The organism is Pseudomonas sp. ok266 (assembly GCF_900110195.1).
Lineage (GTDB): Bacteria > Pseudomonadota > Gammaproteobacteria > Pseudomonadales > Pseudomonadaceae > Aquipseudomonas > Aquipseudomonas neuropathica.
The window spans coordinates 38,877-53,492 of the sequence record NZ_FOCU01000013.1 but is presented as its reverse complement, the minus strand read 5'-3'; the positions used below and the strand labels follow the sequence as shown (position 1 = coordinate 53,492).

The window sequence follows — 14,616 nt, the reverse complement described above, 5'->3', positions numbered from 1 at the left end:
TTTATTCAAGGAGTCGTTGATGACCTTTTCGTTAGCCGCCAAGGTATTGGTGCTGCTGCTGTTCGTGGGCAGCATCCTCTATGTGCATTTGCGCGGCAAGGCGCGTTTGCCGGTTCTGCGCCAGTTCGTCAACCACTCGGCGCTGTTCGCTCCGTACAACGCCCTGATGTACCTGTTCTCCGGCGTGCCGTCCAAGCCGTACCTGGATCGCAGCAAATTTCCGGAACTGGACGTGCTGCGCGACAATTGGGAAACCATTCGCGACGAGGCCATGCACCTGTTCGATGAGGGTTATATTCGCGCGGCAGAAAAGAACAACGACGCCGGCTTCGGCTCGTTCTTCAAGAAGGGCTGGAAACGTTTCTACCTCAAGTGGTACGACAAACCGCTGCCATCGGCCGAAACCCTGTGCCCGAAAACCGTGGCGCTGGTCAGTGCGATTCCCAACGTCAAAGGCGCAATGTTCGCGCTGTTGCCGGGTGGCAGCCACTTGAACCCGCACCGCGATCCGTTCGCCGGCTCCCTGCGTTATCACCTCGGCTTGTCGACGCCGAACTCCGACGATTGCCGGATCTTTGTTGATGGTCAGGTTTATGCCTGGCGTGACGGTGAAGACGTAATGTTCGACGAGACCTACGTGCATTGGGTCAAGAATGAAACCGACCAGACCCGCGTGATCCTGTTCTGCGACGTCGAGCGTCCGCTGAGCAACCGCCTCATGACCCGCATCAACCGCTCCATCAGCGCCTGGCTCGGCCGTGCCACTGCACCGCAGAACCTTGATGATGAACGCGTCGGCGGGATCAACCAGGCCTACGCCTGGAGCAAGAACTTCAGCGACAAGTTCAGTGGCGTGGTCAAGCAGTGGAAACGCCGTCATCCGAAAGCCTACCGCGTGATGCGTCCGGTGCTGGCGGTGGTGGTATTGACGTTGTTGGGGTATTGGCTGTTTGGCTGAGGCTGGACAGGCGATGAAAAACCGCTCCTTGTGAGCGGTTTTTTATTATCTGCGAGTCAGCGCCGCCCAGCGAGAACGTTGGGTTCGTCTTCGATGCCTGTAATCAATAGCTGAAGAAAGCGCTGCTGATTGGCTGATAGTTCGGAGGAGATAAACTTTTCGTCCGTTTTGATTGATCTTTTCTTAGTAGGGGATTTTTTCACGGATTTACGCATGTTCCCGCCCTCGTTGATCATTACTTGAACAGTTTTCACGATACTTTACTCTCCACTGCGAGGACAAGGCGGCCTTCCAAATCAAATTTGAAGCCGAGTTTTGTATAAACAGGAATTGCTCCAGGTATCGGTTCCTGAACTTCAATGCACTTGCTACCGATTATTTGCGCAAACTCATCGATGGCCACCATCGACAAAAGCGCAATACGCTTTTTTAGCGGATGAGGCACTCCGGGCCGCCCCTCCAATCGTACGATTCGAATTCGCTGGCGGCTTTTGTTCGGATTGACGAAACACAGCCCGCACAGCTTTTCTTCAAACCAGATCGCGATATCCAGGGACAAGGGTTCTCGTGACTTCCATTTGGCAATCTCTCGCCAGCAAAAATGCGGATTCTCCCAAAGCTCGAACGCACCTAGTGCTTCGGCATCGATAGGTTCAAAGCGTACTGGCGACAAGTCTTGTCCCGCCGGTAGCTGCAACAGAGCAGTGGCGATGCTTGCCTGCTTCCTGGCCAGCGACCGATACAACTGATAGCGCAAATACGTCCGTTCTCTTGGCATATGATTTCGAGCATTCCATGTCTCCCCATCGATAGGTGTTGCGGTTGCTCAAAAGCCTATTCAGCTCTCATGCATCCGTCGCTACTGGCCCTTTGTCCAAATCATTGCAATCCATGTCCCACGCTGGTTATAGTCGGCGCTCGTGAGCCCCATGGTTCACCCTCCAGCCCTTCAAAAAAGATCTGCCAAATGCCTGCATCCCTCATCAACGCGGTAGTCGATTCAGCGGTCAACGCTGGCGTCGTGCCGTGCGGGAATCAGCAGCCCAAGCAGATCAGTCATTACCCCCCACCTGTCAGTAGCACGCCGGTGTGCGCAGTCGTATCACCGCCGGGCGTTGGTGTTTCGGGCTGATCGGCAGTTTTTGCTGACCCCTGCGCCCGCCAGAAAAACCTACTGAATTTCAGCTTCGGCTGAGTTGGCTTCTTGCCTGACTACAGGTGGTAATCATGTTTGTCCTGTCGAAAAAATCCGCGCTCGCGGCCGCGTCCACGAGCCTGTTCGTTCTGCTGTGGAGCAGCGGCGCGATCTTCTCCAAATGGGGGCTGGCCCACGCGTCACCATTTGCCTTTCTGCTGATTCGCTTCGCGATTGCCTTTTGCGGGCTCGTGCTGCTGGCGCCGTTGCTCAAGCTGAAGCTGCCCAAGGGCGGCAAACCGATGATGTTTGCGATTGCCACGGGTGTGGTGTTGTTGGGGGCCTATCAGATCTTTTATCTACTGGCCTTGAACAGCAAAGTCACTCCGGGCGTGATGGCGACCATCATGGGCGTGCAGCCGATTCTCACCGTGGTGTTGATGGAGCGGCAGCGCTCGGCGAGCCGGATGTTTGGTCTGGCCTTGGGGTTGGCGGGGCTGATCATGGTGGTTTACCAAGGCATCGGTCTGGCCGGGATGTCCTTGGCGGGGATGCTGTTTGGTCTGCTGGCGCTGGCGAGCATGACGCTGGGCTCGATCATGCAGAAACGCATCACCGACAATCCTCTCGGTACGCTGCCGGTGCAGTACTTGGCCGGGCTGTTGTTGTGCGGGATTTTCGTGCCGTTCCAGCCGTTCCACTTTGAGCACAGCACAGGTTTTATCGTGCCGGTGTTGTGGATGGGACTGGTGGTGTCGGTGCTGGCGACGCTGTTGCTGTATCGGTTGATCGCGCGGGGCAATCTGGTCAATGTCACCAGTCTGTTCTACCTGGTGCCGGCGGTGACGGCAGTGATGGACTATCTGATTTTCGGCAATCGCCTGGCGGCGTTGAGTGTGCTGGGGATGCTGTTGATCATTGTCGGTCTGGCGTTTGTGTTCCGTAAAACCAGCTAACAGATCGTCAGGTGGCGGCTTTTAGGCCGCCGATCGCAAGCAGGCTCACTCCTACAGGGGAACGCATTCCAATTGTAGGAGTGAGCCTGCTCGCGATGGCCTTTTCGGCCACAGCACAAATTTATCGGGCGGGCGCCTCAGCCGGTTTCACCACCGCCGGCTTCAACACCAGCCACAACGCCAACGCAATCAACACCCCGCCATAAATGTGCGCCATCGACAACGGCTCATCCAGCAGCAACGCCCCCCACAGCACGCCGAATGGCGGAATCATGAAGGTCACGGTCATCGACTTCACCGGCCCGATCGAACTGAGCAGGCGGAAGTAAATGATGTAGGCAAACGCCGTGCAGCCAAGACCCAGGCCCAACAGCGACAGCCAGACATTCCAGCCGCCCCAACTGGCCGGCGGTGCGGTGATCACGCTATATCCAAACAGCGGCAACAGAAACAACGTCGCACCGAGCATGCTGCCCAGCGCCGACAGGCGACTGTCCAGACCACCAGCCTGATCCAGCCAGCGCCGTGCGAGGAAACCGGCAAAACCATAACAAGTGGTCGCCAGCAAACAGGCGAGGGCGCCCATCAACAATTGCAGATCGAACGCCACGGGACCGGCGCGGGTCAGCACGCCAACGCCGAACAGGCCGAGGAACACCCCGCCCAGTTTGGCTGCGGTGAGTTTTTCACTGAAGAACAACCCGCCAATCAGCACGCCCATCAACGGCGTGGTGGCATTGAAGATCGCCGAATAACCGGCCGGTAACACCTGGGCCGCGACCGAATACAGCGTCGCTGGAATCCCCGAGTTGATCACACCCAGCAGCATCACGGTTTTCAGTTTGCCTTTGAAATCCCAGCGTACGCGCATCAGCCCGAGGATCACCAGCAGGCCAAGGGCCGCAATCGACACGCGAAAGAATCCGGTCGGGATCGTGCCGATCACCGGCGCAATAATGCGCATGAACAGAAAACTCGCGCCCCAGATGGCCGCCAGCGACAACATACGGAAAATATCGACAGGGCTCACGGCGGGTCTCCTTCCTTGATCGGGACGAGAGTGTTGCCGAGCGCCCTGCCGAAGGCAACCGCTAATCGGGCATGCAACTGTTCGTTCAGATCACAAAGCGTGTGACCAGGCCGTTCAAGTCGACGGCCAGACGCGACAGCTCCTGGCTTGCGGCCGAGGTCTGGGTGGCGCCAGCGGCGGTCTGGGTCGAGAGGTCGCGGATGGTCACCAGATTCTGATCGACCTCGCGAGCGACCAAGGCCTGTTGCTCGGCTGCACTGGCGATTACCAGATTGCGCTGGTTGATCTGCGAGATCGACGCGGTGATTTTCTCCAGCGCCTGACCTGCGCTGTTGGCCCGACGCAACGTCTGGCCAGCCTGTTCGGCACTGCTCTGCAGCGCGCCCACGGTCGACCCCGTACCTTGCTGGATGCTGCTGATCATCAGCTCGATTTCTTCAGTGGAATTTTGCGTGCGTTGTGCCAGCGAGCGCACTTCATCGGCCACCACCGCGAAACCGCGCCCGGCTTCACCGGCGCGGGCCGCTTCGATCGCCGCATTGAGCGCCAGCAGGTTGGTCTGTCCGGCAATCCCGCGAATCACTTCCAGCACTTTGCTGATGTCCTGTGCCTGCGTGGCCAGGCCTTCAGCTTGTGCTGAGGCGCCCAGTACGGCGTCGACCAGTTCTTGAATCGAGCTGATGGTTTCGCTGACCTGCACATGACCGTGCTTGCTGTCCTCGTTCGACGCGGCAGACGCCTCGGCGCTGGACACCGCGTTGGCCGCGACTTCGTCCACCGCGGTGCTCATCTCGGTCACTGCGGTGGCGGCTTGTTCGATCTGATCGTTCTGCTGTTGCAGGCCGCGAGTGCTTTGCTCCATCACCGAACTCATTTCCTCGGCCGCGGAAGCCAACTGCTGCGCCGATTCGCTGATGCCGCGAATGGTCGAGCGCAGATTGCCCTGCATCTCGGCCAAGGCGTTGAGCAAATGCGCAGCCTCATCTTTACCGGTGCTGACGATCTCGCCGCTGAGGTCGCCGGCAGCAATGCGCCGCGCCACATTCAGGGCCTGATTGATCGGGGTGGTGATGCTGCGTGTCAGTTGCCAGGCCAGCAGCAGCGTGGCAATCAGGGCAACCACGATGATGGTCGCGACGATCCACAATGCCCGTTGGTACATCGCTGCGGCGGCATCTGCGGCGGCGTCGGCACCTTGCTGATTGAACGCGATCATCTGCTCGAGGGTTTTGTCGAGCAGCGTTCCCTGTGGTGCCAGTTCATTGTTAAGCCGCGTGTAGGCCTGTTCACTTTGCCCGGCGTCGATCTGGCCGATGATCTGTTCGAGAATGCTCATGTACTTGGCGGTGTTGGCATTCAAACCGTCGAGCATCAGCCGTTCTTCTTCGCTGGTGAGCAGGGCTTTGTGATCGGCGAGGCGCTTGAGCAGTTCTTCGCGCTGCGCCTTGATGAGGCCTTTGCTTCTGTCGCGCACAGCAGACTGGGTGCTGGTGATCAGGCGCAAGGATTCAAGACGGATGCTGGCGATGTTCGCCGCCGTGTCATGGATGCTCTCGATGCTCGGCATCCACGATTCTTCAATCACTGTTGCACTCTCGCGCAGGGTTTTCATCTGGCCCAGACCGAACAGGCCGACCACCACCAGCAGACCGGCCAAAACGGCAAAGCTCAAACTGGCGCGCAAACCTATGCGCAGATTCCGGATAGACATCAGTGTGCTCCTTGATCTTTGAGGGGGGGGAGGTCGTCCTCGTCAGCGAGGATCTTGTTATGAAGGGGGGAATGGTGGGCTATATATCAAAGTGCCACTATTTTGGTAAGACCAATCTGGAAGCGTTGCCGTCGGTAAGCGCATTTGCAGTAAAGCCACGAGCTAGACGCGTTTGATCAGTATTGGATCCGAAGCCCAGAGAATTCGCGGCCTGGCGCAGGGCGGCCAGAAGGACCATCAAGGTGATTAACTGACCGAACGGTCGATTAAAAAAACTTTGCTAAAAACTGTGTCGCTGTACAACCCTGACGCGGATTTGGCAGAAATTGCACTTCACGCGCACACGCTTGCGTGGCTAAGCTCAGGCACAGATTTCCCCACGCACGCCGAGGTCTTATCTATGCCGCAGCAATGGCCAGCCACCGATATCGCCCGCATGATCCTCGATGGCTTTGACGATTACCGCGAGCATTTCCGGCGAATCACCGACGGCGCCCGGGAGCGCTTCGAGCAGGCGCGCTGGCAGGAGACGCAAACGGCGTCGGCGGCACGGATCAATCTCTACGAAGAAAAGGTCAGCGAAACTATCGCTCGCCTGCGCGAATACTTCGATGATGAAACGCTGATGAACGTCAGCTGCTGGCCGTTGGTGAAAAGTGCCTACATCAGCGTCATCGACCTGCGCTTCGATGATGAGTTGTCCGAGACCTGGTACAACTCGATTTTCTGCGGGCTGTTCAGCCACGACCTGATCAGCGACGGCTGCATGTTCATCCACACCACCCGCCCGAGCCTGCGCCGAGCCCGCGCCGCGCAAACCCGCACCTACAAACCGCAGGGGCAGTTGTCGGGGATGCTCGCGAGCATTTTTGCCGACTATCGCTTCAGCGAGGATTACGCCGATCTGCCCGGCGATTTGCTTCGCCTCGAAGCACAACTGCGCGAGAACCTGCCGGACTGGGTGTGCAAGGATCCGGAGCTGAGCGTCGAGCTGTTTTCCTCGGTGTTGTACCGCAACAAGGGCGCCTATCTGGTTGGACGCATCTACACCCGCGACGAGCAATGGCCGCTGGTGATCCCGCTGCTGCACCGAGAAGGGCGCGGGATTCAGATCGATGCGTTGATCACCGACGAAGCCGATGTGTCGATCATCTTCTCGTTCACCCGTTCGTATTTCATGGTCGATGTACCGGTGCCGGCGGAGTTCATCGGCTTCCTGCGACGCATTCTGCCGGGCAAGCACATTGCCGAGTTGTACACCTCAATCGGCTTCTACAAGCACGGCAAATCCGAGTTCTACCGCGCGCTGATCAACCATCTGGCCAACACCGATGATCAGTTCATCATGGCCCCGGGTGTGCGTGGCATGGTCATGAGCGTGTTTACCCTGCCGGGCTTCAACACCGTGTTCAAAATCATCAAGGACCGTTTTTCACCTTCGAAAAACGTCGACCGCGCCACGGTGATCGAGAAGTATCGGCTGGTGAAAAGCGTCGACCGGGTAGGGCGCATGGCCGATACCCAGGAGTTCGCCGATTTCCGTTTTCCGCTGAGCAAGTTTGATCCGGCGTGCCTGGAGGAGCTGCTGGAGGTGGCGCCGTCGACGGTGTCGGTCGAGGGCGACACGGTGTTGATCCGTCACTGCTGGACCGAGCGGCGGATGACCCCGCTCAACCTCTATCTGGAAAACGCCAACGATGCGCAGGTGCGTGAGGCGCTGGAGGATTACGGCCTGGCGATCAAGCAACTGGCGGCGGCGAACATCTTTCCCGGTGACATGCTGCTGAAGAACTTTGGCGTCACTCGCCACGGGCGCGTGGTGTTTTATGACTACGACGAAATCTGCTTCCTGACCGAAGCCAACTTCCGCCACATCCCCGCACCGCGCACGCCGGAGGACGAAATGGCCTCGGAGCCGTGGTATTCGATCGGGCCGCTGGATGTCTTTCCCGAGGAGTTTCCGCCGTTTCTGTTTGCCGATTCGGGGCAGCGCAAGTTGTTCGATCAGTTGCATGGCGAGTTGTATAACGCAGATTACTGGAAGGGCTTGCAGGAGGCGATTCGGGCCGGGAAAGTCATTGATGTTTTCCCGTATCGGCGTAGAGGTCTCGATAACGAGTAGCTCTTTTAAAAAAACACCCTCACCCCAGCCCTCCCGAAACGTCGGACCGCCCGCAGGGAGAGGGGGCCGACCGAGGTGTCTTGCGCCAAACACCGACCTGAAAGAGCTTGGCGATTGTGGATTCGGTGATGCGCGTTCAGGTCGGCGAAGCTGGCAAAGTTGACTCGGTCGGTCCCCTCTCCCTTTGGGAGAGGGCTAGGGTGAGGGCAGCAATCCCCCTGACACGCCACAAATCCGCCAAATCTGCGACAATCCGCCCCCTGCATAAATAGACGACCGAATTGCCTACCCGATGACCGACGAATCGCCCTCCATCGACAAACTGCTGAAGAACCTCGATCACGCCATGCTCGCCGACCGTCACCGGCTGCGGCGGCAGTTGCTTGAGCTGCGCAAGAAACCCGACGAGGCCAAACTGGCCCAATGGGTGACGCGCATGCAGGCGTCCTGCGATCAGGTACTGGCCCGCCGTGCCAGCCTGCCGGTGATTCGTTACGACGACAGTTTGCCGATTGCGGCCAAGCGCGACGAGATCAAAAAGGCGCTGGAAAAACACCAGGTGCTGATCATCGCCGGCGAAACCGGCTCGGGTAAAACCACCCAGTTGCCAAAAATCTGTCTGGAAATCGGTCGCGGCCAGCACGGTCTGATCGGCCACACCCAACCGCGTCGAATCGCTGCACGCAGCGTCGCCAGCCGGGTCGCCGAAGAACTCGCTACGCCACTTGGTGCGCTGGTCGGCTATCAGGTGCGTTTCGAGGATCAAAGCGATTCCAACACTCTGATCAAGCTGATGACCGACGGTATTCTGCTGGCGGAAACCCAGAACGATCGCTACCTCGAACGCTACGACACGATCATCGTCGACGAAGCCCACGAACGCAGCCTCAACATCGACTTCCTGCTCGGCTACCTGAAAACCCTGCTGCCGCGTCGCCCGGACCTGAAAGTCATCATCACTTCGGCGACCATCGATCTGGAGCGCTTCTCCAAGCACTTCGACGATGCGCCAATTGTCGAAGTCTCCGGCCGCACCTTCCCGGTGGACACCTGGTATCGCCCGCTGACCCTGGAGCAGGACGAAGAGGGCAACCGCGTCGAGGATGACCTGACGGTGGATCAAGCGATCCTCGCGACCCTTGACGAAATCGCCGCTTACGAGCGCAGCGAACGCCGCAGTCCGGGAGACGTGCTGGTATTCCTGCCCGGCGAGCGCGAGATTCGCGACGCTGCCGACATGCTGCGCAAGGCGCAACTCAAACACACGGAAATCCTGCCGCTGTACGCGCGCTTGTCGCCGGCCGAGCAGCAGCGGATTTTCCAGTCGCACCCGGGCCGTCGCGTGGTGCTGGCGACCAACGTTGCCGAGACCTCGTTGACCGTGCCGGGCATCCGTTACGTGATCGACAGCGGCACCGCGCGCATCAGCCGTTACAGCTACCGTGCCAAGGTCCAGCGTCTGCCGATCGAGGCGATTTCCCAAGCCAGCGCCAACCAGCGTAAAGGTCGTTGCGGACGGGTTGAGCCGGGCATTTGTATTCGGCTGTACAGCGAAGAAGATTTTAACGGGCGCCCGGAATTCACCGATCCAGAGATTCTGCGCACCAACCTCGCTGCCGTGATTCTGCAGATGCTGCATCTGCGTCTCGGCGAGATCACCGCATTCCCGTTCATCGAGCCGCCGGATGGCAAGGCGATCAGCGACGGTTTCAACCTGCTGCAAGAACTCTCGGCGGTTGACCGCAACAGTCAGCTGACCCCGCTCGGTCGCCAACTGGCGCGCCTGCCGGTCGACCCGCGCATGGGCCGTATGCTGCTTGAAGCAGCCAAGCTCGGCAGTTTGCAGGAAGTGCTGATCGTCGCCAGTGCGATGTCGATTCAAGACCCGCGCGAGCGGCCGCCGGAGCGTCAGCAAGCCGCCGATCAGGCCCACGCGCAATGGAAGGACACCGATTCGGACTTCGCCGGACTGGTCAATCTGTGGCGCGGTTTTGAAGAGCAGCGCCAGGCGCTGACCGCCAGCCCGTTGCGTAACTGGTGCCGGAAGAATTTCCTCAACTATCTGCGTTTGCGCGAGTGGCGCGACTCGCATCGGCAGTTGAGCCTGATCTGCCGCGACATGCAGTTGAGTCTGAATAAAGAGCCGGCGGATTACCCGAAACTGCACAAAGCGGTGCTGGTCGGCTTGCTCAGCCAGATCGGTCAGAAAACCGAGGACGGCGATTACCTCGGCGCGCGTCAGCGACGTTTCTGGATTCACCCGTCGTCGGGCATCGGCAAGAAGCGCCCGCAATGGCTGATGACCGCTGAGCTGGTGGAAACCACCAAGCTTTATGCACGCATGGTCGCCAAGATCGACGCCGACTGGATCGAGCCGCTGGCCGGGCACCTGATCAAGAAAAACCACTTCGAACCGCATTGGGAAAAGAAGCGCGGCCAGGTCGTGGCCTACGAGCAGATCACTCTGTTCGGGCTGATCGTGGTCGGCCGCCGGCCGGTGCATTACGGTCCGGTGGATCCCGTGGTTTCTCGCGAGTTGTTCATTCGCGAAGGCTTGGTGCGTGGCGAGATTCAATCGAAAGCCAAGTGCCTGACCGCCAACCAACAGTTGCTCGAACAGCTCGACGAACTGGAAGCCAAGGCCCGTCGTCGCGACATTCTCGCCGATGAAGAAACCCTGTACGCGTTCTACGACGCGCGGTTGCCGGCGGAGATTCACCAGACCGCGACCTTCGACAGTTGGTACCGCATCAATAGCCAGAAGAATCCGCAGTTGTTGATCATGCGCGAAGAAGACGTGCTGGCTCGCGAGGCCAGTGAAGTCACCGCGCGGGATTACCCGGACACGCTGCACATCGGCGATCTGGAACTGGCGCTGACTTATCACTTCGAGCCCAATCATCCGCGCGACGGCGTGACCCTGCGCGTGCCGGCCCCGCTGTTGCCGATGCTGCCACCGGAACGCCTGGAATGGCTGGTGCCGGGGATGATCGAGGCCAAGTGCATCGCCCTTGTGCGCAACCTGCCGAAGGCCTTGCGCAAGAACTTTGTGCCGGTGCCGGACTTCATCAAAGCCGCGCTGCAACGCATGACCTTTGCCGAGGGTTCGTTGCCGCAAGCGCTCGGTCGCGAACTGCTGCGCATGACTGGCGCGCGGGTCAGTGACGAGGCGTGGGCCGAAGCCGAGCAAGGCGTCGAGGGGCATCTGCGGATGAACCTGGAAATTGTCGACGGCCAAGGCAAATTCCTCGGCGAAGGTCGCGATCTGGCCGAGCTGACCGCACGGTTTGCCGAAGCCAGTCAGGCCGCGCTGGCGGTGCCGCAGAGTGCGAAAAGTCAGCAACCGGTGGAGGCCAAGGTCTTCGCGCCGGTGGCGGAAAAGACTCAGCAGAAGATCGCCGGGCTGTCGATGACGGTATATCCGGCGCTGGTTGAAGAGGGCGGCACGGTCAAGGAAGGGCGCTTCTCGACCCCGGCCGAGGCCGAATTCCAGCATCGTCGCGCCTTGCAGCGGTTGTTGATGCAGCAACTGGCGGAGCCGGCCAAGTTCCTGCGTGGCAAGTTGCCGGGGCAGACTGAGCTGGGCTTGCTCTATCGCGAGTTGGGCCGGGTTGATGCGCTGGTTGAAGATATTCTGCTGGCGAGCCTCGACAGCTGCATTCTCGAAGGCGAAGACCCGTTGCCCCGCGACGGCGCCGGTTTGGCGGCACTGGCCGAGCGCAAACGCGGCAACTGGACTGAACACGCCGAACGCGTGGCGCGCCTGACGCTGGAAATTCTCAAGCTGTGGCACAGCCTGCAAAAGCGCTTCAAGGGCAAGATCGATCTGGCCCAGGCTGTGGCGCTCAATGACATCAAGCAGCAAATCAACAGTCTGGTGTATCCGGGGTTTGTCCGCGAAACGCCGATGCAGTGGCTTAAGGAATTGCCGCGTTACCTGAAAGCGGTCGAGCAGCGCTTCGAAAAGCTCGGCGCGCAGGTGCAGAAGGATCGCGTCTGGAGCGGCGAACTCGCCGGCCTCTGGGGGCAATACCAGACTCGCGCGGCGAAACATGCTCAGGAAGGCAAACGCGATCCGCAGCTTGAGCTGTATCGCTGGTGGCTGGAGGAATACCGGGTGTCGCTGTTCGCCCAGCAGTTGGGGACGAAAGTACCGATTTCCGACAAACGCCTTAACAAGCAGTGGACCCAGGTCGAGCCCTGACCTAGAGGCATATGCAGTCCCTTGTAGGAGTGAGCCTGCTCGCGATTGCGGTGTGTCAGTCACCTTGCCACTGGCAGACAGACCGCAATCGCGAGCAGGCTCGCTCCCACATTGGGATTTGGGTTGTGCTTGAGAAAGGCGCCAAAACCCCGCGTTTATGGCAAACTTCGCGACCATAAACGCCGGTTTCGCGACCCAGAGCCTTCGCCCGGTTCGCGCGACGGAATAAAGCGATGCCAGGTTTGCGTCCCCCGGATGGGAATAGACCCTTTGTGTGTTGGTACGACGGTTCCAGCACTTTCTGCCTGAACAGATTAGAGAAACGACCATGCATAACGTCGTCATCAGCGGCACCGGCCTGTACACCCCGGCCAACAGCATCTCCAATGAAGAGCTGGTGCAGTCTTTCAACGCCTACGTCGCCCAGTTCAACGCCGACAACGCCGAGGCCATTGCCCGCGGCGAAGTCCAGGCCCTGACCGAATCCAGCGCCGCGTTCATCGAAAAAGCTTCAGGCATCAAGAGCCGCTTTGTCATGGACAAGGACGGCATCCTCGATCCGCAACGCATGGCCCCGCGTCTGCCGGAGCGTTCCAACGACGAATGGTCGGTGCTTTGCCAGATGGCTATCGGCGCTGCCGAACAGGCCCTGCAACGTGCCGGCAAAACTGCTGCCGACATCGACGGCGTGATCGTTGCCTGTTCCAACCTGCAGCGCGCCTACCCGGCCATCGCCATCGAAGTCCAGGAAGCCCTGGGCATTCAGGGTTTCGGTTTCGACATGAACGTGGCCTGCTCCTCAGCGACTTTCGGCATCCAGGCCGCCGCCAACAGCGTGCAACTGGGCCAGGCCCGGGCGATCCTGATGGTCAACCCGGAAGTCTGCACCGGTCACCTGAACTTCCGTGACCGCGACAGCCACTTCATCTTCGGCGATGCGGCGACTGCAGTGATCATCGAGCGCGCTGAGACCGCGACGTCCAAACACCAGTTCGATGTGGTCAGCACCAAGCTGCTGACCAAGTTCTCCAACAACATCCGCAACAATTTCGGGTTCCTCAACCGCGCGGCGGAAGAGGGCATTGGTGCCCGCGACAAACTGTTCGTGCAGGAAGGCCGCAAGGTGTTCAAGGATGTCTGCCCGATGGTTGCCGAGCTGATCGGCGAACATCTGCAAGAGAACCAGCTCAACGTCGGCGACGTGAAGCGCTTCTGGCTGCACCAGGCCAACCTGAGCATGAATCACCTGATCGTGCGCAAGTTGCTGGGTCGCGAAGCCACTGAAGAAGAAGCCCCGGTGATTCTCGACACCTACGCCAACACCAGCTCTGCGGGTTCGGTGATTGCTTTCCACAAGTATCAGGATGATCTGGCTGCCGGTTCGCTGGCGGTGTTGAGTTCGTTCGGTGCAGGCTATTCGATCGGTAGCGTGATTCTGCGCAAACGTTGAAAATCGGTTTAATTTCCACCTGATCGCGCCGACCTTTCCTACATCCGAATCGGCTCAAACGCTGTAATTTTTCGGAAATGGCGGCAGGTGAAGACCTGCCGCTATCATTTTCGGAATCGGCACAAGGAGATTTTTGGATGGCGGCTGACGACACCCAACTGCTTGCGCGCCTGCTGGCGGGTGAGCAAAAGGCTTTCAAGGAACTGGTGACGACGTATCAGAGCGCTATGCGCGCCGTGGCGTATGCGATTGTCGGCCAGCGTCATGTCGAAGAAGTGGTGCAGGACGCCTGGTTGTCGGTGGTGCGCCACATCGCCAGCTTCGAAGGCCGCTCCAGTCTCAAGACCTGGCTGTTGACCATCACGGCCAACTCGGCCAAAAGCCGTTATAAACAAAATCGCCGGGAAGTGTTGATGGATGATCTGCCGTCACCTCATGGCACGATCGACGATGACCGCTTTTCTCCCGGTGACGGCCATTGGCTGGTTGCCCCGTTCGCCTGGCATCAGGACACCCCGGAAGCCTTGCTGACCGAAGGTGAATTGCGTGACTGTCTGGAGCACACCCTGCTGAACCTGTCGGAACTGCAAAGCAGCGTTTTGTTGTTGCGCGAACGCCAAGGGCTGGAGCTGGAGGAGATCTGTAATCTTCTGGAGATCTCGCTCTCCAATGTCCGTGTGCTGCTGCATCGTGCGCGGCTGAAAGTCTTCGCGACCGTGGAGCATTTTGAGGAGACAGGGGAATGCTGACCTGTAAGGAACAAGTGGCGCGCTCCAGCGATTATCTCGATGGCCAATTGAGCTTTCGTGAAAAACTGATGGTGCGCCATCACCTGATGTTTTGCCCGAACTGTCGGCGTTTCATTCGTCAGATGCGTTTGATGCAAGCGACCTTGAAGGCGATGCCGGAGAAACCGGAAGAGGGTGTGGACGCGCTGGCTGAGCGTCTGGCTACGCAGAGGCGGGACGATAGCCCGTAAAAACACAGCCCGGTGCAGCGCCAGCGAACGGATGATGGGGATCGCTGTAACTGCACCGGGCTGCAGGAAAA

12 protein-coding genes are annotated in these 14,616 nt (G+C 59.3%); 8 read left to right on the top strand and 4 right to left on the bottom strand.

Going from position 1 to position 14,616, the window contains the following annotated elements; all coding sequences use genetic code 11:
- The first annotated feature begins 19 nt into the window (after positions 1-19).
- A complete protein-coding gene (locus tag BMY54_RS23120; protein WP_093438167.1) occupies positions 20-958 on the top strand; it encodes an aspartyl/asparaginyl beta-hydroxylase domain-containing protein in 939 nt (312 codons plus the stop codon).
- 56 nt (positions 959-1,014) lie between these two features.
- Here BMY54_RS23120 and BMY54_RS23115 read toward each other — a convergent pair whose 3' ends face one another.
- Together BMY54_RS23115 and BMY54_RS23110 are read right to left on the bottom strand one after the other, a co-directional pair.
- A complete protein-coding gene (locus tag BMY54_RS23115; RefSeq protein WP_099758281.1) occupies positions 1,015-1,212 on the bottom strand; it encodes a hypothetical protein in 198 nt (65 codons plus the stop codon).
- Positions 1,209-1,715: a hypothetical protein gene (locus tag BMY54_RS23110; RefSeq protein WP_371914459.1), complete on the bottom strand. Its 507-nt coding sequence runs from the start codon at positions 1,713-1,715 to the stop codon at positions 1,209-1,211. Before BMY54_RS23110 ends, BMY54_RS23115 begins: the two co-directional genes overlap by 4 nt.
- Before the next feature lie 210 nt (positions 1,716-1,925).
- Between BMY54_RS23110 and BMY54_RS30660 the strand changes: the two genes are divergently transcribed.
- Together BMY54_RS30660 and BMY54_RS23105 are read left to right on the top strand one after the other, a co-directional pair.
- Complete coding sequence (locus BMY54_RS30660; RefSeq protein ID WP_162835961.1) at positions 1,926-2,090, top strand: hypothetical protein; 165 nt, start codon at positions 1,926-1,928, stop codon at positions 2,088-2,090.
- Positions 2,091-2,185: 95 nt separating this feature from the next.
- On the top strand, positions 2,186-3,049 hold the full coding sequence (locus BMY54_RS23105) for a DMT family transporter (protein WP_093438153.1): 864 nt from the start codon (positions 2,186-2,188) through the stop codon (positions 3,047-3,049).
- Between the two features lie 121 nt (positions 3,050-3,170).
- Here the strand turns inward: BMY54_RS23105 and BMY54_RS23100 are convergent, their stop codons facing one another.
- A complete protein-coding gene (locus BMY54_RS23100; protein WP_093438149.1) occupies positions 3,171-4,079 on the bottom strand; it encodes a DMT family transporter in 909 nt (302 codons plus the stop codon).
- Between the two features lie 85 nt (positions 4,080-4,164).
- On the bottom strand, positions 4,165-5,790 hold the full coding sequence (locus BMY54_RS23095) for a methyl-accepting chemotaxis protein (protein ID WP_093438144.1): 1,626 nt from the start codon (positions 5,788-5,790) through the stop codon (positions 4,165-4,167).
- Between the two features lie 400 nt (positions 5,791-6,190).
- Here BMY54_RS23095 and aceK point away from each other — a divergent pair, with 400 nt between their 5' ends.
- The 5 genes from aceK (at position 6,191) to BMY54_RS23070 (ending at position 14,545) form a co-directional block, all read left to right on the top strand.
- Positions 6,191-7,912 (top strand): bifunctional isocitrate dehydrogenase kinase/phosphatase, encoded by a 1,722-nt coding sequence (aceK, locus tag BMY54_RS23090; protein ID WP_093438140.1) that lies wholly within the window; start codon positions 6,191-6,193, stop codon positions 7,910-7,912.
- A 292-nt stretch (positions 7,913-8,204) separates the two neighbouring features.
- The gene (gene hrpA, locus BMY54_RS23085) at positions 8,205-12,116 is read left to right on the top strand and encodes an ATP-dependent RNA helicase HrpA (protein WP_093438135.1); all 3,912 of its coding nucleotides are present in this window, start codon (positions 8,205-8,207) and stop codon (positions 12,114-12,116) included.
- Positions 12,117-12,444: 328 nt separating this feature from the next.
- Positions 12,445-13,566 (top strand): beta-ketoacyl-ACP synthase III, encoded by a 1,122-nt coding sequence (locus BMY54_RS23080; RefSeq protein ID WP_093438130.1) that lies wholly within the window; start codon positions 12,445-12,447, stop codon positions 13,564-13,566.
- A 137-nt stretch (positions 13,567-13,703) separates the two neighbouring features.
- Positions 13,704-14,315, top strand: coding sequence for an RNA polymerase sigma factor (locus tag BMY54_RS23075; protein WP_093438125.1), 612 nt, complete (start codon positions 13,704-13,706; stop codon positions 14,313-14,315).
- Complete coding sequence (locus BMY54_RS23070; protein WP_093438121.1) at positions 14,309-14,545, top strand: anti-sigma factor family protein; 237 nt, start codon at positions 14,309-14,311, stop codon at positions 14,543-14,545. The genes BMY54_RS23075 and BMY54_RS23070 overlap by 7 nt, the downstream gene beginning before the upstream one ends.
- Positions 14,546-14,616 lie beyond the last annotated feature (71 nt).

What these genes read in the sequence shown, in the direction of transcription:
- BMY54_RS23120 (WP_093438167.1), top strand. Translation starts at nt 20, where the DNA reads ATGACCTTTTCGTTAGCCGCCAAGGTATTGGTGCTGCTGCTGTTCGTG.
- BMY54_RS30660 (WP_162835961.1), top strand. Translation starts at nt 1,926, where the DNA reads ATGCCTGCATCCCTCATCAACGCGGTAGTCGATTCAGCGGTCAACGCT.
- BMY54_RS23105 (WP_093438153.1), top strand. Translation starts at nt 2,186, where the DNA reads ATGTTTGTCCTGTCGAAAAAATCCGCGCTCGCGGCCGCGTCCACGAGC.
- BMY54_RS23095 (WP_093438144.1), bottom strand. Translation starts at nt 5,790, where the DNA reads ATGTCTATCCGGAATCTGCGCATAGGTTTGCGCGCCAGTTTGAGCTTT.
- aceK (WP_093438140.1), top strand. Translation starts at nt 6,191, where the DNA reads ATGCCGCAGCAATGGCCAGCCACCGATATCGCCCGCATGATCCTCGAT.
- hrpA (WP_093438135.1), top strand. Translation starts at nt 8,205, where the DNA reads ATGACCGACGAATCGCCCTCCATCGACAAACTGCTGAAGAACCTCGAT.
- BMY54_RS23080 (WP_093438130.1), top strand. Translation starts at nt 12,445, where the DNA reads ATGCATAACGTCGTCATCAGCGGCACCGGCCTGTACACCCCGGCCAAC.
- BMY54_RS23075 (WP_093438125.1), top strand. Translation starts at nt 13,704, where the DNA reads ATGGCGGCTGACGACACCCAACTGCTTGCGCGCCTGCTGGCGGGTGAG.
- BMY54_RS23070 (WP_093438121.1), top strand. Translation starts at nt 14,309, where the DNA reads ATGCTGACCTGTAAGGAACAAGTGGCGCGCTCCAGCGATTATCTCGAT.